The following is an 18366-nucleotide window of genomic DNA, read 5'->3' as shown; positions in this document are numbered from 1 at the left end:
CAGCGCTCATGCATTTCAACGATTACGCTGATTGGGCTGCGTATGAAGATGCCATCTATGCCGAGTATTTGACCTTGGTGGCCCACGCCAGGCTACAGCTTTGGGGTGCCCCGGTGAAGGTTCGGTTCAACCCGACTAGCAGGCACAAAGGTTATGGTTTCTGGCACCTGATTTCAGAAGCACCCAGCCAGAACAACCGCAATGAAGATGACCGTATTCCCGACCTTGAACGCTGTGCCCGTGTGCGCTGGGTGGCCTGGTGTATTCAGAATGTAGGGACTGCGGACTTTTCATGGTGGGAAAACAAACGTGGCACTGAGGCGCATGTGGTGATCTGGGCAGAGCAGCACGATTTTGCTGTGGTGCTGGCCAAACGCGACACTCAGGAGGGTCCCCGCTACTACCTGCTGAAGACTGCGTATTGCCTCAGAAGTCACACCATTCGCAAATTTGCCAAAGAGCGTGATGCGTATTGGGCAGCCCAGAAAGACTGAAGCCCCGACACATTGCTGTGTAAGGGCCCCTGATACTCCTTCTACACGTGGTAGATGAGCTGAGGCCAATTATACCGATATCGAGAAAATATGGTGCTGTCCTGACGAACATTTGCTGCAAATAATATAGCTATATGTGCTTTATGGACATGGGCTAGAGGCCTATTTAGGCATTTATTGAGTTTTGATATCGGTTGCGCAATTGAGACTACCCACCTTCATGACTCACCATGACACGTATAGAAATACGCATTTTCTATACACATCGCGACTAACATGTAAAGAAGACTTGAATATCTATACACGTCGCTCCCTTTCAAGGCTCGCCCATGTCCGCACTCACGCCGCTTGAACAGCTCAACCCCGCCCGGTTCGAGACGACTGCCATCCTCAAAAAGCTGGCCAGCAGCAGCCGCAAGCTGGCGGAGCTGAAGGGCATGGCGGCCTCCATTCCCAACCAGGGCATTCTGATCAACACGCTGGGCTTGCAAGAGGCCAAGGACAGTTCCGAGATCGAGAACATCGTCACCACGCATGATGAGCTGTTCAAGGACGACGTGCTGCCCGAAGCCTTTGCCAACCCCGCCGCCAAAGAAGTTTTGCGCTACCGCCAAGCCTTGCTGGTGGGGTTTGAGCAGGTGCGCACCAGCGGCTTGTTGACGGCGAACCACATCATCGAAATTCAGGGCGAACTGGAACGCAACAACGCCGGTTTTCGCAAGCTGCCGGGCACGGCGCTCAAAGACAGCAATGGGCAAACCATTTACACGCCGCCGCAAGACCCGGCTGAGATTGTGGCGCTGATGAGTGGTCTGGAGCGGTTCATGAACGACGCTGATTTGTTCGATGCCGACCCGTTGATCAAGATGGCGTTGATGCACCACCAGTTCGAAAGCATTCACCCGTTTTACGATGGCAATGGCCGCACCGGGCGCATTGTGAATGTGCTGTATCTGGTCAAAGAGGGCTTGCTGGACATTCCGGTGCTGTACCTGAGCAACCATATCGTGCGCAATAAGTCGGACTACTACCACCTGCTGCAAACCGTGCGTGAGGACGATACCTGGGAAGACTGGGTGCTGTACATGCTGACGGCGGTGGAGCAGACCGCCGGGCAAACCATCACCACCGTCCAGGCCATCAAGGCGGCGCTGTTTGACTACAAGCACCGCATCCGCACGGGCTACAAGTTTTATAGCCAGGACTTGATCAACCACCTGTTCACCCACCCCTATACCAAGATCGAGTTTGTGCAGCGTGACCTGCAGGTGTCACGCATCACCGCCACCAAATACATGGATGCCTTGGCCGACGGCGGGTTTGTGGAAAAACAAAAAATAGGGCGCGGCAATTACTACATCAATCTGGCTTTGAACACGGTTTTGCAAGGCGCATTGGGGACCGCGCCATGACCGAAGACCAACTCGAACGCGAAACCCTGGCCTGGCTGGCGGACGTGGGCTACAGCCACGTCTACGGCCCCGACATGGCCCCCGACGGCCCGGCGCCCGAGCGGGCGAACTTCCGCCAGGTGCTGCTGCCCTTTCGTCTGCGCGAGGCCATCCACAAGCTCAACCCCGCCATCCCTACCGCCGCCCGCGAAGACGCACTCAAGCAGGTGCTGGACTTGGGGCACCCGGCGTTGTTGTCGGCCAATCGGCATTTCCACCGCCTGCTGGTGGCGGGCGTGCCGGTGCAGTACCAGAAGGACGGCGAAACGCGGGGCGACTTTGTGCGCTTGATCGACTGGGCCCAAGCAGAAAAAAACGACTGGCTGGCGGTGAACCAGTTTTCCATCAAAGGCCCGCACCACACGCGTCGGCCCGACATCGTTCTGTTCGTCAACGGCCTGCCGCTGGTGCTGCTGGAGCTGAAAAACCCGGCTGACCTCAACGCCGATGTGTGGAAGGCCTACGAGCAGATCCAGACCTACAAGGAACAGATTCCCGAGGTGTTCCAGACCAACGAGATGCTGGTCATCTCGGACGGCACCGAGGCGCTGCTGGGCTCGCTGTCCGCCGACCCGGAGCGCTTCATGGCCTGGCGCACCATCGACGGCGTGACGCTGGACCCGCTGGGTGAATTCAACGAGTTGCAAACGCTGGTGCGCGGTGTGCTGGCGCCCACCTATTTCCTGGATTACCTGCGCTACTTTGTACTGTTTGAGGACGATGGCGGCATCGTTAAAAAAATCGCGGGCTACCACCAATTTCACGCCGTGCGTTTGGCGATCGGGCAGGTCGTGGCGGCGTCCAGGCCCGGTGGCGGTCAGAAAGGCGGCGTGGTCTGGCACACGCAGGGCAGCGGCAAGAGCATCACCATGACCTGCTTTGCCGCCCGCGTGATGCAGGAGCCGGCGATGGAGAACCCGACCATCGTGGTGATCACCGACCGCAACGACCTGGACGGACAGTTGTTTGGCGTGTTCAGCCTGGCGCAGGATTTGTTGCGCGAGCAGCCGGTGCAGGCACGCACGCGGCAGGCGTTGCGGGCGCTGTTGGCGAACCGGCCCTCGGGCGGCATTGTGTTTGCCACCATCCAGAAATTCATGCCGGGCGAGGACGAAGACAGCTACCCCGTGCTGTCGAACCGGCACAACATCGTGGTGATTGCCGACGAGGCGCACCGCACGCAATACGGCTTCGAGGCCAAGCTCAAGACGCGCAAGGCAAGTTACATGGCGACTGGCGACGGCGAAGTCACCCCGCACCGGGCCGAGTTTGCGCCGCCCACGTATGCCGCCCTGGGTGCAAGCGAGCGTTACCAGGTTGGCTACGCCCAGCACCTGCGCGACGCCCTGCCCCACGCCACTTTCGTCGCCTTCACCGGCACACCCGTCAGCAGCACCGACCGCGACACCCGCGCCGTGTTTGGTGATTACATCCATGTCTATGACATGCAGCAGGCCAAGGAAGACGGCGCCACGGTCGCCATTTATTACGAGTCACGCCTGGCCAAGCTCAGTTTGAACGAGGCCGACCTGAGCCAGATGGATGAGGAGGTGGACGAGCTGGCCGAAGACGAAGAGGAAAGCACGCAATCGCAACTCAAAAGCCGCTGGGCCGCACTGGAAAAGGTCGTCGGCGCGGAACCGCGTGTCGCCAGTGTGGCGGCTGATCTGGTGGCGCACTTTGAGGAGCGCAACAAGGCGCAGACCGGCAAAGCCATGGTCGTCGCCATGAGCCGCGACATCTGCGCGCATCTGTACAACGAAATCGTCCGGCTGCGCCCCGACTGGCACGACGCAGACCCGGAGCGCGGTGCCATCAAGATTGTGATGACCGGATCCAGCAGTGACAAAGCCTTGTTGCGCCCGCACATCTACAGCGCCCAGACCAAGAAGCGCCTGGAAAAACGCTTCAAAGACCCCGCCGACCCGCTCAAACTGGTGATCGTGCGCGATATGTGGCTGACCGGCTTTGACGCCCCCTGCGTGCATACCCTGTACGTGGACAAGCCCATGAAGGGGCACAACCTGATGCAGGCGATTGCCCGCGTCAACCGGGTCTTCAAGGACAAGCAGGGTGGCCTGGTGGTGGACTACATCGGCATCGGCAATGAGCTGAAGGCCGCCATGAAGGAGTACACCCAAGCCAAAGGCCGAGGCCGCCCCACCGTGGACGCGCACGAAGCCTTCAGCGTGTTGACCGAAAAGCTGGACGTGCTGCAGGCCATGCTGCATGGCTTTGATTACAGCGGCTTTTTGACCAGCGGCCACAAGGCGCTGGCCGGTGCCGCCAACCATGTGCTGGGTCTCAAAACGGGTCATCCAGGCGCGGGACAGCGCGATGGCAAAAAGCGCTTTGCCGACACCGCACTGGCCATGAGCCAGGCCTTTACCCTGTGCTGCACCCTGGATGAGGCCAAGGCGGTGCGCGAGGAGGTTGCCTTCATGCAGGGCGTCAAAGTCATCCTGACCAAGAAGGAAACATCCGCCCAAAAGCGCACCGATGAAGTCCGCGAGCTGGCGATTCGGAAAATCATCAGCCAGGCGATCGTGTCCGAGAGCGTGGTGGACATCTTTGACGCCGTGGGCCTGGACAAGCCCAACATCGGCCTGCTGGACGACGGGTTTCTGGCCCAGGTGCGCAACCTGCCCGAAAAAAACCTGGCGGTGGAGCTACTGGAACGGCTGCTGGAGGGCGAAATCAAGAGCCGCTTTGCCAGCAACGTGGTGCAAAACCGCAAGTTCTCGGAGCTATTGAGCAGTGTCATCACCCGCTACCAAAACCGATCCATCGAGACCGCGCAGGTGATGGAAGAGTTGGTGGACATGGCCAGGAAGTTCCGCGAGGCGGCCTCACGCGGTGAAACACTGGGGCTGACCGAGGACGAGGTGCGTTTCTATGACGCGCTGGCGAACAACGAATCCGCCGTGCGCGAGCTGACGGATGAGACCCTCAAGAAGATCGCCCACGAGCTCACCGAGAACTTGCGCCAGAACCTGACGGTGGACTGGTCAGAGCGCGAGAGTGTGCGCGCCAAACTGCGCCTGATGGTCAAGCGGATCTTGCGCAAATACAAATACCCGCCGGACCTGCAGGACGCCGCCGTGGAGCTGGTGTTGCAGCAGGCGCAAGCGCTGGGGGAGAGTTGGGTACTTACCGCCTGAAGACACACAGGTAAACCACAAATACGGCGGCCAGCCACAGGGTCTCTATCAACATCAGGGCCATCGGCCGCCAGCCCAGCTTCACCAGGTCTTCGAACGAAGTTTTGATGCCCAATGCCGCAATGGCAATCACCAGGCAAACGCGGGAAATCTGGCTCACGCCCTCTACGAGCCGGGGCGTGATGACGCCACTGCTATTGATCAGCACCAGCGCCATGAAACCGATCAGGAAGAAGGGCAACAGCGGCCCCGGCTTGCCCGCATGACTGGGGCTGTCGATGCGGCGCTGTCGCCAGTAGTAAGCCAGCACCGCCACCACCGGCACCAGCAGCGTGACCCGAAAGAGTTTCACGATCACGGCGACGTCACCCGTTTCATGGGAAATCAACAAGCCGGCGCCTATGACCTGCGCCACGTCATGAATGGTGCCGCCCAGGAAGATGCCGGCACTGGTGTCGCTCAACAACAGCATCTTGACCAGCAGCGGATAGAAAATCATGGCCAGGGTGGACAGCCCGGTCACACCGACCACCGTCAGCAGGGTGTGGCGTTCGTTCTCCTGCGTTTTGGGCATGACGGCCGACACCGCCAGCGCCGCCGACGCGCCGCAGATGGACACCGCTGCGCCACACAGCAGGCCAAAGTCGGTCGTCAGGCCAAAGCGCCGCGCCAGCCACGCCCCCAGGGCAATGGTGCTGACGATGCTCAGGGCCGCCGTTGCCAGCGGCCCGATGCCCAGCTGCCCGATTTGCGACAGCGTGATGCGCGCGCCCAGCAGGGCCACGCCAATGCGCAACAAGGTCTTGGCACAAAACTCAATGCCAGGCCGGCAACGCGCGTCCTGGTACAGGAAGTGAAAAGCCACACCGAACAACAAAGCGTAGAGAAGTTGCGGGCCGCCGTAGTGTTCGGAAATAAAGGTGGCGCCGAGCATGATGAGCAGAGGCAGTGCAAGGCCGGGCCATAAGCCACGGGTGTGCAGAATCCAGGGACGTGCAGAGCTGAGCATGGCTGTCAAAAACCTCGGGAAAAGCAGACGATGAGTGAAGCGGCGAACGGCGCCGCCGGGGAACTGGCTCAGCTGGCCAACGTGGCAAACCCCTGTATCAGGTCACAAATCAGGTCTGCCGGATCTTCCAGCCCGACATGCAGGCGGATCACCTGCCCGCGATCAGACCAGTCGCTCACACTGCGGGCGCGGCGCATGTCGGCCAGTGTGACCAGGCTTTCATAGCCGCCCCATGAGGCGCCAATGCCAAACAGCGCCAGGCTGTCGATCAGGCGCTCGGCAGCGGCCTGATCGAACGCGGATTGAAGCTCAAAAGAAACCAGGCCATTGCTTCCCTTGCAGTCCCGCGCCCACAGCGCATGACCGGGGTGCTCAGGCAAGGCCGGGCAAAACACGGTGGCCACTTCAGGGCGTGATTGCAGCCAATGCGCCACCTGCAAACCGCCGCGTTCGTGCATGGCCAGGCGCGCCGCCAGCGTGCGCGCGCCGCGCATCACCAGATAAGCGTCGTCGGGGCTGACCGTCATGCCGAAAGCGTCACTGCGTTCGGCCAGCGGCTGCCAGGTTTCTTGGGTGGTGGCCACCGTGCCCATCATCACGTCGGAGTGGCCGCTGAGGTATTTGGTGGCGGCCATGATGGAAATATCGGCCCCCAGAGCCAGCGGGCGGTACTGGCAGCCGGAACCCCAGGTGTTGTCCGCGGCAAGCAGCAGGCCGCGCGCGTGGGCCATCTCGGCCAACTGCGGCAAGTCACACATCTCATACACCAGCGAGCCCGGGCACTCGGCATAAATCATGCGCGTGCTGGTTTCGATTTTTTCCTCCACATCGCTGCCGTCGGCCGCAAAGAAAGTGCAGCGGATGTTGTACGGGGTAAGGAATGAATCCACCAGCTTGCGGGCCGGCTCATACACGCTGTCCGACATCAGCACATGGTCACCAGGCTTCAGGTAGGACAGCAGCGTCATGGCGATGGCCGCCAGGCCGGTGGGAAACAGCCGCGTGCGGTAGGCCCCTTCGAGTTCGCTGACCAGGTCTTCGAGCGCGAAATTGGTCGGGTTGCCGCGCGCGCCGTAGGTGAACAGGCGCTCGTCCCCGCGCCGCATCCGCATGTCGCGCTGCTGCGCCACGCTGTCAAACAGCACGGTACTGGCGCGCACCACCGGCGGATTGACGGGGCTTCCGCCCTCAAAGACCGGGGCCTTGCCGGCATGGACCAAGCGGGTGGGCAGCGACGCGGCGGGCGGAGGTTTCTTGTTCATGGCGGCAGACAGGGCGTGGTGGGTAGACGGCTCAATCAATCGCGGCGCCCGAGAGTTTGACGACGCGCGACCAGCGGGCGATGTCTTCCCTGAGCTGGGCGGCGAAAGCGGCCGAGGTATTGCCGACCACCGCGCTGCCACCTTCGGTAATGAGCTTGCTCACCTCCGGCGTTTTGAGCGCCCGCACGATGCTGTCGTGCAAGTAGGCCACGCGCTCCGGTGGCGTACCCGCGGGGGCAAAGAAGCCATACCAGTCTTCAAAATTCATGTTGTTCAAGCCCAGTTCTTCCAGGGTGGGGACTTTGGTGAATACACCGATGCGGCGCGGACTGGTCACCGCGAGGGCGCGCATCTTGCCATTCTGGATGAAACCGGCCGCTGAAGCGGTCGAGGTGATGAGCAGATCCACCTGGCCGCCCAGCAAGTCAGTGATGGCCGGGGCCGCGCCTTTGTAGGGCACATGCGTCATGCTCAAGGCGCTGTCTTTTTCCAGCACCACGCCCACCAAATGCGAGAGCGTGCCGTTGCCGGGTGTGGCATAGGTCACTTTGCCGGGCTGGGCCTTGATCTGCGCGGTCAGGTCGGCGAAGCTTTTCAGGGGCGAGTTGCTGGCCACGACCAGAACCAGAGGCGCGGCATTGATCTGGGTGATGGGGATGAAATTTTTCAGCGGATCAAAACCCGGCACCCGGTAAAGCGTGGGATTCACCGCCATCAGCGAAACCTGGCCGGTCAATACGGTGTAGCCGTCGGGCTTGGCATCGGCCACCACCTTGGCGCCAATGTTGCCGCCCGCGCCGCCGCGGTTGTCGACCACCGCGCTCTGGCCCGTGATGTCGGACAAACGGCTGGTCACGATCCGGGTCGTGCCGTCATTGCCCCCGCCGGCCGGAAAGGGTGACAAGAACTTGATCGTCTGATTGGGAAAACCACCGACCTGCGGCATGGGTTGTGCGAGCGCCGCCTGCCCCGCCAACAGGGCGCAGCAGAGGGCAGCAGCATTGAATTTGAGCGTGGTCAACATGATGGATTCCTGAAGTAAGAAGTGGTTGGGGAGACGGAGACTGACGAGACGGGGGAATCAATGACGTAGTACCGGTAGACGGAACGAGGCCAGCTCCAGCGCATCCAGCTGCGCCAACAGGTTGACTTCCCAGGCCAGGTACTGGCGGGCCGCTTCCTTGTTGCCGTCGTGCCGGTCGTGCACGAAGAATAAAAAGTCGATGCAATCGCTGTTGGAGGGCGTGTTGCCGCTGGCCTGCACGGGCAATCCAGCGGCACGCCAGGCGGCCATGCCCCCTTCGAGCAGACTGACGGACAAGCCCAGTGCCTGCACGTCGAGGGCTGCCCAGGCAGCCAGCGCAGAGTCATCGGCGATCAGCACCACCGGGCGGCGCTCGCCGGCCAGCATGGCTGCAAGACGCGGGCGAATCGACCAGCGTGCACCCGGCAAGTGGCCTTGGCGAAACTGCATGCTGGGGCACAGATCGATGGCGAGAACCTCCTCACTGGCCAAGCGGTGGGCCAGTGATTGGGCGCTGATGACCGGCAAAGCCGGCACAGAGGGCGCGGGCACTTCCGGCAAGGCCAGGTCGCTGGCCAGCCCGTCATCTAGCACGCTGGCGTCGTGGCCCATCTGGCACAGCCAGCCGGCCACGGTGAGCGCACGGATGCCGTCTGAATCAAACAGCACCAACCGGGCCTGGCGCACGCCGACATACTGGTCGTTGGCCTGTATCAACTGGCCGCCCGGTGTGTGCTGGGCGCCGGGCAGTGTGCCGCGCGCATATTCCTCCGGGGTACGGACATCGCACAAAAATAAGCTGCGCTGCGGATCGGTGGCCCAGCGGCGCACGGTTGACGCATCGACCACCGGCACCTCCAGGCGCTGGGCCAGCGCTTGTGCCGCGGCGCGCATGCCGCTTTGCGCCACGGACTCCCCTGCCTCCTCGACTTCCGGGTAACGATGCGTGCCGCCGTGTTCCAGTTCCAGGTCGGCCAGAGTCCAGCCTTGGGTGCCGTTTTCCAGCGCATACACCGGGTTGCGCACTCCCAAATTAATCAGCGTCTGGGCGCCGATGATGCTGCGTGTGCGCCCGGCGCAATTGATCACGATGCGCGTCTGCACGCTGGGCACCAGCTGACCAATGCGCAAGGCCAGCTCGCCATTCGGGCAACTGGTGGCACCCGGAATGTTCATCTTCTGGAACTCCGAGAAAGGCCGGCCATCGAGCACCATGACGTCGTCCTGGCGCGCCAGCATGGCGGCCAGCTCGGTGGCGCTGATGCGGGGCGTATGGTAGACCTGCTCGGCCAGTTCACCGAAGGTCTTGGACGGCACGTTGACGCCAGCAAACAGCGGAAATCCGGCAGCCCGCCAGCCGGCCGTGCCATCGCGCAGCACATGCACATCGGTATAGCCCAGCGCCGCCAGACGAAGCGCCGCCCAGGTGGCCACGCTGTGGCCCTCGTCGTAGACCACCAGGCGGACGCTTCTGCGCGGCGCCAGGCGCGGCGCGTCCAACTCCAGGCGACTGTACGGCAGCGTGACACCATAGAACAAATGGGCCTGGCCGTACTGCCCGTGTTCGCGCACATCGAACAGGGCAATTTCGTGTCCGTCATGCAGCCAGGACTTCAGCGTTGGCGCGTCGACAAAGCGTGTCATGGGGACTTGAGCCAGGGAATATGGGGGCAGGTGCGGCGCAGTCATCAGCGGCGGGTCTGAACGCCGATGGCCATGATTTCGCAAGTGCCTTTTTCCATGTCGTACCCGGTACGCGTGGTCAGGGTTTCGAGCGCGCGGCCATACATGTGCAAATGCCGAATGACTTGCCCCACCGGAATTTCGACCGAGTGAATATCGTCCGGCATCAGCGCCACGCCCGTGCCCGGCTCCACCACAAGGCGGCTGACTTCCTTGAGCTGGGCCTGGCCCGGCGCCGATCCGTCATCCTGGCGCTCATACAGGCGGTTGATCTCGGTCCCTTCCACGGCACTGATACAGGCCCAGGTGGTGTGGTTGTGCGGCACGATGCGTTTGCCGGGGCGCATCACGTTCAGGTAAAGCGCAAAGCTCTGGTCGGCGTCTTCGGCAATCATGTAGCGCGCCTGCAGCTCATCGCCTTCAGGCGCGGCGAACTCACTGGCGCCCCACAGCGCGGTGCGTCCAGCCAGTTGCTGAAGCACCGCCAGTACCCCGGCCAGCGATTGACGCGTGGCGTCACCATTCCCAACAATTTGTTTAATGTTTTTAATGCTGTCATCCACCGCTTGGATGCGTTGTGCTGCTGTATTCATGGTATTTTTCCTCAATGAAAATTTCTGCTTGATGGGTTTAATATAGTCAAACCCGATTTTCCAAACAAGCCGGAATCAGAGAAAAATACATTAGCATTCGTAATATATGAGCACACTGGATCTGGCGTTGTTAAGGGCCTTGGTGGCCATTCAGGAGCAAGACAGTTTTGCCGGCGCCGCCGTTCATCTCGGCAAAACGCAATCGGCGGTGACCCAGCAAATGCAGCGTCTGGAAGACCAGATTGGCCATGCGCTTTTCGAGAAACAGGGGCGCCACAAACGGCTGACGCCGCATGGGCAGAAGCTGCTGGACTACGCCCGCCATTTGCTGGCCATCAATGACGAAGCTTTGCTCAGCCTGCAACAAGGCAACCTGGAAGGCGTGCTGCGCATTGGCGCACCGCACGATGTGGCGGACACCATGCTGCCGCCCCTGCTGGCGCAGGTGGCACGCTTCTCACCGCTGCTGCAGCTCGATATTCACGTCGGGCGCAGTCCTTTTCTGATGGAATCGCTCAAGCGGGGCGAGATCGACATGACGATCTCCAACCGCAACGACGCCACCCTGGACGGCGTCGTCTTGCGCACCTCGCCCACGGTCTGGCTGTGTTCCGCCAGCTATGTGCATGATCGCGCCAAGCCGGTGCCGCTGGTGCTGGCGGACGGCCCCAGCCTGTTTCGCCGCCTGGCGCTGGAAGCGCTCGATGGCGCGGGCATTCGCTGGTCGCCCAACTACACCTCGTCCAGCCTGATTGGCATCAGGGCGGCGCTGCGCGCCGGACTGGGCGTGACCGCGCGCGGCGTCGAACTGGTCGGGGCCGACCTGCGGGTGCTGGGCGAGAACGATGGTTTGCCACGCCTGCCCGACGTGGCCTACTACCTGTTCATTCGCAAAAACGTCATCAATCCCTTGACGCACAAGGTGTTCGACATGCTCAAGGCCAACCTGGGCCTGATTCGCAATGCCACGCCGATGGCTTTGGACAGTGAAAGATAATAAAAAAGATCAACGCCCATTTTTTGATGGACCAGCGAAAGACCCTGGAGACCCTATGAACACACGCACCGAACACGACACTTTTGGCCCGATTGAAGTCCCCGCCGACCGCCTGTGGGGTGCGCAAACGCAGCGCTCGCTGCAGAACTTCGATATCTCCGGCGAACAGCAGCCGCGCGAGATCATCCGCGCGCTGGCGCAGGTCAAACGGGCATCGGCCACCGTCAATCTGGGCCTGGGACTGCTGGATGGCAACAAGGCGCAAGCCATCATGGCCGCGGCCGACGAAGTGATTGCCGGCCAGCACACGCCCGAGTTCCCGCTGGTGGTCTGGCAAACCGGCTCGGGCACGCAAACCAATATGAACGTCAACGAGGTTCTGGCCAACCGCGCCAGCGAGCTTCTCGGCGGCGCGCGCGGCGAAAGCCGGCTGGTGCACCCGAACGACGAGGTGAACCGCAGCCAGTCCTCCAACGACGTGTTCCCCACGGCCATGCACGTCGCGGCGGTGGACGCCATCACGCACAAGCTGCTGCCGGCGCTGGCCCAACTGCGTGCCACGCTGGCGCGCAAGGCGCAGGATTTTGACGGCATCGTGAAAATCGGTCGCACCCATTTGCAGGACGCCACGCCGCTGACGCTGGGGCAGGAATTCTCAGGCTATGTAGCGCAACTGGCGCACGGCGAGCAGCACCTGCGGGCGGCCTTGCCGCACCTGTGCGAACTGGCGCTGGGCGGCACCGCCGTCGGCACCGGGCTGAATGCGCCGGCCGGCTATGCCGAGCAGGCGGCGGCTGAATTGGCGCGGCTGACCGGCCTGCCGTTTGTGACGGCGCCCAACAAATTTGAAGCCATGGCCTCCTGCGATGCACTCGTGCATGCGCACGGCGCGCTCAAGACGCTGGCCGCCAGCCTGATGAAAATCGCCAACGACGTGCGCTGGCTGGCCAGCGGACCCCGCAGCGGCATTGGCGAGTTGTCGATCCCCGAAAACGAGCCGGGCTCGTCCATCATGCCCGGCAAGGTCAATCCCACGCAAAGCGAAGCGCTGACCATGCTGTGCTGCCAGGTGTTTGGCAACGACGTGGCCATCAACATGGGCGGCGCCTCGGGCAATTTCGAGCTCAATGTGTTCCGCCCCATGGTCGCCCATAACTTCCAGCAAAGCGTGCGCTTGCTGGCCGATGGCATGCGCAGTTTCAACGACCATTGCGCCGTCGGCATCGAGCCCAACCGTGCGCGCATCGCGGAACTGGTGAACCGCTCACTGATGCTGGTGACGGCGCTCAACACCCATATCGGTTACGACAAGGCCGCCTTCATTGCCAAGAAAGCGCACAAGGAAGGCAGCAGCCTGCGCGAAGCCGCCATTGCCTCCGGCCACGTAACGGCGGCACAGTTTGACGAATGGGTCAGGCCGGAAAAAATGATCGGCCGTTAGGCCGGGTGAGTGGTGGTCGCCATGCGGCTAGAGGATTTTTACAAGAGAAACAAGCCTCTAGCCCTCGTGCAATAAGCGTGGATAGCTACTATTTTTGTAGTAACTTGGCAATCGCCAGGGGATAGATCAGATGTTCCTGCGTGAGCACGCGCGCCGCCAGACTGTCGGCCGTGTCCTGCGCCAGCACCGGCACCACGGCCTGCGCCAGGATAGGGCCGTGGTCCAGTTCGACCGTGACCTGATGCACGGTGGCACCGGCGACTTGGCAGCCGGCGTCCAGCGCGCGCTGGTGCGTGTGCAAGCCCGGAAAGGCCGGCAACAAGGAAGGATGGATGTTGAGCAACCGCCCCGCGTAACGGCTCACAAAGCCCGGCGTCAGAATGCGCATGAAGCCCGCCAGCACCACCAGCGCGGGCTGCCCTGGCGTGTCGTACACATCGATCGCTTCAGACAGGGCTGTATCAAACGCCTCGCGCGTGACAAAGGCCTTGTGGTCCAGCACCTCGGTGGCGATACCGTGTTCGCGGGCAAAAACCAGGCCCTGCGCACTCGCCTTGTTACTGATGACGGCCGCCACGCGTGCCCCCCATTTCTCCTGCCAGCCGTCGCGCCGTGCGGTTTTAACGATGGCGGCCATGTTGGAGCCGCCGCCAGAGATCAAAATAACGATGTTTTTCATATAAGTTTCTATACCTGCTTAATTTTATGACGCTGACCACTCCCTCTTCGACGCCCACCCCGCCCACCGCTCCCCTCCTCACCCCCATCGAGGCGCGCGTGCTCGGCACCCTGATGGAAAAGGCCAGAACCGTGCCGGACAGCTACCCGCTGTCGCTCAACTCCCTGCTCATCGGCTGCAACCAGAAGACCACCCGCGACCCCATCATGGAGCTCAATGAAGCGCAAGTGGCCACGGCTCTGGACGAACTGAACTCGGCCGGACTGGTGCGAATCAACAGCAGCGGACGCACCACGCGCTACGAACACAACTTCCAGCGCGGCATCGGCGTGTTCGAGCAGGCGGCCGTGCTGCTGGGGCTTTTGATGCTGCGGGGTCCGCAAACCGCGGGCGAGTTGCGGCTGAATTCGGAGCGCTGGTACAAATTTGCCGACATCTCTTCGGTCGATGGTTTTCTGGAAGAGCTGCAGGAGCGCTCGGCCGCCAAGGGTGGCCCGCTGGTGGTCAAACTGGCACGCGGGCCAGGCACGCGCGAGCAGCGCTGGGCGCACCTGCTGTGCGGGCCGGTGGACGCCACGCAAACCGGCGCCGAACACGGGTCGCGTTCGGGGGACGGATCGGTCACCGGCAACATGGCCGCACGCATTGACCGGCTCGAAGCCGAAGTGGCCCAGTTGCGCGCCACGGTGCAAAAATTGTGTTCGGAATTGGGCGTGTCGCCGCCTGAACAGGCCTGATCAAGCAGGTAGGGCGCAGGTCGGCCCAACTTGCCGCGAGACTTGTATTTGTAGTTCCGGCGCAAAGCGCGTAATATTTCCCGAAACAAGCCAATCAACTCTCGGGAGCACCACGATGAGCAATCATGTCTACAAGCAGCTTGAACTGACCGGATCCTCCAGCGTCAGTATTGAAGATGCGGTGAGCGCCGCCATCGCCAAGGCGCACGAGACGGTGCGCAACATCCAGTGGTTCACCGTTACCGAGACCCGGGGCCATGTGGTCGATGGCAAGGTGGCACATTGGCAGGTGTCCCTGAAAATCGGCTTTACGCTGGAATAGCCGCCCGCACCAGGGCTTGGAGGTGTGCCATGTACAAATGCATCCTGCTGGCTTACGACGGCTCCGCGACCGGACAACAGGCCTTGCTGGCCAGCCACGAAATCGCGCAGTGGAGCCATGCCGAGCTGATGCTCATCGCCGTGATGCCGCTGCCCCTGGTCGCCCTCGGATCCGAGAGCGGTGTCCACAACCCGACGCTGCAGGAAAACGAGGAAATGCGTTACCAAGCCATCCTTGATTCGGGCGTGCGCCAACTGAGCGAGGGCGGGTTGAATGCACGCGGCGAGGTGGTGACCGGGGACCCGGTGCATGAAATCGTGCGTTGTGCCCATCGCATCGAGGCCGACCTGATCGTGGTGGGTCACCAACATCTGGATGGTTGGGCCGCCCGCTGGTGGCGAGGATCCGTCTCCAAGTCCTTGATCGAGCACGCGCCCTGCAGCGTGCTGGTGGTCATCACGCACTGATCGGGTCTTTGCCGGACTCGATTCAGTTGTTTGCAGGCGCCATGCCATGAGCGTCGTCAAACCATTAGTTTCAAGCCTGGCGGCAGGGATTCGCCCAGCACGCGGCGCTCGGTGGCCGCATCCAGCTCGACCCTTTGGCGCACCATCCCGGCCCAGATCGGCGGTGCATGGATAGCCAGCAGCTTCTGAATAATCTGCTCGCGCAGCGCCAACGGCAGGTCGCGAGCACGGTCATCGGTCGCCCGCGCCAGATGGGTGGCGGCAAAGGCCGCCGGCTCGATGCGCTTCCAGTCCAGCGCCAGCAGGCTGTCTATCCAGACGGCCGCAGTCTCGGCCGGCACCACATCGTGAGTGTTGCCGTAGAACGGCTGGCGGGCACCGATGCGGCCCAGCGCCCACAGCGTGTGGCCGTCGCTGGCCGGGTCATCGCTGCCACGCTTCTTCGCTGCAGCAGCCGATTTTTCCAGGCGACCCAGCAACCACTCGCCAATTTCGACCTTATAGGCCACCGGAATGCGCTCCAGTGACGCGCCCAGGCGCAGCATGTCTTCATCGCTGCCCTTGACCGGCCTGGTTTCGCTAATCTGCGTGCCCAGCTCGTTGGCCTGCAGGTTGTAGGCGAAGTCATCCAGCAGGCGCAGCTGCTCGGGGGCACCCAAACCGCCGGCAACCCTGCGCCACAGCGTCCACCATTCGGCGCACACCTGCTTGTCTTTGCCAAACTGAACGCCGGACGGAAACAGGGTCCAGAGTTGCTGCATCCGCCACTCGTCCAGCGCATAACCAAAACCCGGGCGCAGGCAATAGCCGGCCAGGTTGAGCCACACCCGTTCATGCTCGGCCGAGCGGCGCCGACCCCGTGCGCGCGCCCACAAGGCATCGAACAGCTGGCGCAACTCGGGCGTGGCCCAACGCTCCCGCTCACCGAGGATGTGTTCCAAATGCGCGCGCAGTTGCTTCACTTCTTTGGCGGCCACGGGCTGGGTGCCGGGGCCAAAAATGCGGTTTATTTTTTCGATCGCTTCGGCCAGGCGAACGGAGGCCATGCGGTCTGCGCCGCCGCTGTTGCGGCCACTGTCGTCGGTCGGGTTGGACGGGGTGTCTTGCTGGCGCAAGTCAAACTCCAGCCGCCAGCGCTGGCTGGTGTCGCTCAAGCTGACGCAGTGCATCTCAAGGGTGCCGACTTCGGTGAGCGCGGTGAGCAGCTGCACCGGCATGTCTTTTATGCCATTTAGGGCTCCAGCCCTTGTACCACCTGCGGTAGTAGCTTTCAAAACAATAGCAATCGGTGGCAATCGAACAAACTTTTCATCATCCAGCCTGAGTAACTCCCCGAGTTCAAACGGCCTGTGGTCGGCCGCGTCGGCCACCGAACTGAACAGGTGAAAACGCACCGGCTGGCCCAGGCGCAGGGCAAAGCTTCGCCCGGCCAGCAGGACCTCCTGGCCGGCTTTGCTGCAGCGCGGCAGGATACAAATGCCGCGTGGCGAAGGCGCAGCGGCACCAGGGTCGCGTTTTTTGACGCTGTCACTCGCATCCTCCAGCAGCAGGAAATAACTGCGCGCCGAGCCGCCGCCAATTTTGGGCGCCAGCCCGTGTTGCGACAAGGCATAGGCCACGGCGCCGCGCGCCACCGCCACGTCGGGGTTGTCGTTGTGCAGCAGGCGCAAGGGGGCGCCGCACCAGGCGCTCAGCGTCTGTTCCAGCCGTTTGACCAGGGCGTCGGCGCGAAACACGCCGCCGTTGAGCAACAAGGTGTCGGGCATGGCCTGCGCGTGCTGGCGCAGGAAGTCGGCGATATGGCGGGTGATGGCCGGGTCGCGGGCGTACGGCAAGCCAAACGCCACGATGCCGCTGCGGGCCTGTTGCGCTTGGGCGCTGGCCTCGACCCGCGGGAAAAAACCGTCCACGATGAGGTGCTCGACCTCCGCGCGTGTCAAGGTGACCGAGCGGCTGCCGCCGACCAAACGCGAGCCTTCGCCCAGCAGCGTGACCGGCACCTGTTCAGGCGCATCAGCGGCCAGCAATAACTCTTTGGCGACGCGGCAACGGTCCATCAATTGGGCCAGCTGGCTGGCCGACAGCCGGGGCACGGCTTGCGCGGTCGCGGTCGCCGTCGCGGGCGCGGGCGCAGACGCTGCCATGCGGGTCTCGACGACATGCGCCAGGGCCAGGTCCATGTTGTCGCCGCCGAGCATCAAATGGTTGCCGACCCCGATGCGCGTCAACTGCGGCTGACCCTCAAGCAGCTCCACCTTGATCAGGCTGAGGTCGGTGGTACCGCCGCCCACATCACAGACCAGCACCAGCCGGGTCTGCGCCAATTCCGTCGCGAGCCGGTCGCGGTGGCGCGACAGCCAGTCGTAAAACACCGCCTGCGGTTCTTCCAGCAGGCGCAGCTGGGTCAGCCCGGCCTGGCGCGCGGCGCTCAAGGTCAGGGCGCGGGCGCCTTCGTCGAATGAGGCGGGCACTGTGAGCACCAGTTCCTGCTGCACCAGCGGACTGCCGGGGAACTTCCAGTCCCAGGCCGCCCGCACGTAGCGCAGATAGCTAGCGCTGGCGGCCACCGGCGAGACCTTGGGCACATCGGCCGGCGCGCCCCAGGGCAGGATAGCCGCCAGGCGGTCCACGGTGGGGTGGGACAGCCAGCTCTTGGCGCTGCTCACCAGCCGGCCCGGCACTTGCGCGCCCAGCTGGCGCGCCCATTGCCCGAACACAATATGTGCCGGCCCGGCCGCTTCCGCTTCCACATCGGCATCGGCATCGGCATCAGCGACCACATCCGTATCCGCCTGCGGCCAGGGCAATTGCAGTTCGCCGGGTGCCAGTTCGCCCGCGCCTGCGTGGTAGCGCACCGAGGGCAGCAGGGGCAAGGCCGCCCATTGACCGGGCGAGACCAGTTGCTCAATTTCGAACAACTGGATCGCGCCGGGTGCAGCCCCCTTGGCGCCCCCCGCCGGTCCAGCCTGGGCGTTCAACTGCGCATAAGCGACGACGGTATGGGTGGTGCCGAGATCAATGCCGACGATGTAATGGCGCATCAATC

The 18366-nt window shown here is 62.7% G+C and carries 15 protein-coding genes; 8 read left to right on the top strand and 7 right to left on the bottom strand.

What is annotated here, in order from left to right:
• The first annotated feature begins 8 nt into the window (after nt 1–8).
• The 3 genes from C5P05_RS31690 to C5P05_RS31680 all read left to right on the top strand — a co-directional run bounded on the left by C5P05_RS31690 (nt 9) and on the right by C5P05_RS31680 (nt 5106).
• A complete protein-coding gene (locus C5P05_RS31690; RefSeq protein ID WP_198674929.1) occupies nt 9–494 on the top strand; it encodes a hypothetical protein in 486 nt (161 codons plus the stop codon).
• 329 nt (nt 495–823) lie between these two features.
• Nucleotides 824–1906, top strand: a complete 1083-nt coding sequence (locus C5P05_RS31685; RefSeq protein ID WP_114973845.1) for a Fic family protein — start codon at nt 824–826, stop codon at nt 1904–1906.
• Nucleotides 1903–5106, top strand: coding sequence for a type I restriction endonuclease subunit R (locus C5P05_RS31680; protein ID WP_114973844.1), 3204 nt, complete (start codon nt 1903–1905; stop codon nt 5104–5106). Before C5P05_RS31685 ends, C5P05_RS31680 begins: the two co-directional genes overlap by 4 nt.
• On the opposite strand, the gene C5P05_RS31675 is transcribed toward C5P05_RS31680, so the two are convergent.
• From C5P05_RS31675 to C5P05_RS31655, 5 genes are all read right to left on the bottom strand, one after another.
• Nucleotides 5096–6115, bottom strand: a complete 1020-nt coding sequence (locus tag C5P05_RS31675) for a YeiH family protein (protein WP_114973843.1) — start codon at nt 6113–6115, stop codon at nt 5096–5098. The two genes, C5P05_RS31680 and C5P05_RS31675, sit on opposite strands and share 11 nt — an antisense overlap.
• Nucleotides 6116–6183: 68 nt before the next feature.
• On the bottom strand, nt 6184–7377 hold the full coding sequence (metC, locus tag C5P05_RS31670; RefSeq protein ID WP_114973842.1) for a cystathionine beta-lyase: 1194 nt from the start codon (nt 7375–7377) through the stop codon (nt 6184–6186).
• A 31-nt stretch (nt 7378–7408) separates the two neighbouring features.
• Nucleotides 7409–8401 carry a Bug family tripartite tricarboxylate transporter substrate binding protein gene (locus C5P05_RS31665; protein ID WP_114973841.1) on the bottom strand — a complete coding sequence of 331 codons (993 nt, stop codon included), beginning with the start codon at nt 8399–8401 and terminating at the stop codon, nt 7409–7411.
• Nucleotides 8402–8458: 57 nt separating this feature from the next.
• Entirely contained in the window at nt 8459–10045 is a 1587-nt protein-coding gene (locus C5P05_RS31660) for a rhodanese-like domain-containing protein (protein ID WP_114974186.1), read from the bottom strand.
• Between the two features lie 44 nt (nt 10046–10089).
• Nucleotides 10090–10677, bottom strand: a complete 588-nt coding sequence (locus tag C5P05_RS31655) for a cysteine dioxygenase family protein (RefSeq protein WP_114973840.1) — start codon at nt 10675–10677, stop codon at nt 10090–10092.
• A gap of 106 nt (nt 10678–10783) precedes the next feature.
• Here C5P05_RS31655 and C5P05_RS31650 point away from each other — a divergent pair, with 106 nt between their 5' ends.
• Together C5P05_RS31650 and fumC are read left to right on the top strand one after the other, a co-directional pair.
• Nucleotides 10784–11674 (top strand): LysR substrate-binding domain-containing protein, encoded by an 891-nt coding sequence (locus tag C5P05_RS31650; protein WP_114973839.1) that lies wholly within the window; start codon nt 10784–10786, stop codon nt 11672–11674.
• Nucleotides 11675–11729: 55 nt separating this feature from the next.
• On the top strand, nt 11730–13115 hold the full coding sequence (gene fumC, locus C5P05_RS31645; RefSeq protein ID WP_114973838.1) for a class II fumarate hydratase: 1386 nt from the start codon (nt 11730–11732) through the stop codon (nt 13113–13115).
• An 88-nt stretch (nt 13116–13203) separates the two neighbouring features.
• On the opposite strand, the gene purN is transcribed toward fumC, so the two are convergent.
• Nucleotides 13204–13794 carry a phosphoribosylglycinamide formyltransferase gene (gene purN, locus C5P05_RS31640; protein WP_114973837.1) on the bottom strand — a complete coding sequence of 197 codons (591 nt, stop codon included), beginning with the start codon at nt 13792–13794 and terminating at the stop codon, nt 13204–13206.
• Between the two features lie 26 nt (nt 13795–13820).
• Here purN and C5P05_RS31635 point away from each other — a divergent pair, with 26 nt between their 5' ends.
• The 3 genes from C5P05_RS31635 to C5P05_RS31625 all read left to right on the top strand — a co-directional run bounded on the left by C5P05_RS31635 (nt 13821) and on the right by C5P05_RS31625 (nt 15320).
• Nucleotides 13821–14531: a YceH family protein gene (locus C5P05_RS31635; RefSeq protein ID WP_114973836.1), complete on the top strand. Its 711-nt coding sequence runs from the start codon at nt 13821–13823 to the stop codon at nt 14529–14531.
• A 115-nt stretch (nt 14532–14646) separates the two neighbouring features.
• Nucleotides 14647–14853, top strand: coding sequence for a dodecin (locus C5P05_RS31630; protein ID WP_114973835.1), 207 nt, complete (start codon nt 14647–14649; stop codon nt 14851–14853).
• 29 nt (nt 14854–14882) lie between these two features.
• A complete protein-coding gene (locus C5P05_RS31625; protein WP_114973834.1) occupies nt 14883–15320 on the top strand; it encodes a universal stress protein in 438 nt (145 codons plus the stop codon).
• 56 nt (nt 15321–15376) lie between these two features.
• On the opposite strand, the gene C5P05_RS31620 is transcribed toward C5P05_RS31625, so the two are convergent.
• On the bottom strand, nt 15377–18361 hold the full coding sequence (locus C5P05_RS31620) for an Hsp70 family protein (RefSeq protein WP_114973833.1): 2985 nt from the start codon (nt 18359–18361) through the stop codon (nt 15377–15379).
• Nucleotides 18362–18366 lie beyond the last annotated feature (5 nt).

It is taken from the genome of Rhodoferax ferrireducens (assembly GCF_003347515.1).
Taxonomy (GTDB): Bacteria; Pseudomonadota; Gammaproteobacteria; order Burkholderiales; family Burkholderiaceae_C; genus Rhodoferax.
Note: the sequence above shows the minus strand (reverse complement) of the source record. Positions and strands in the feature narration are given on the sequence as shown.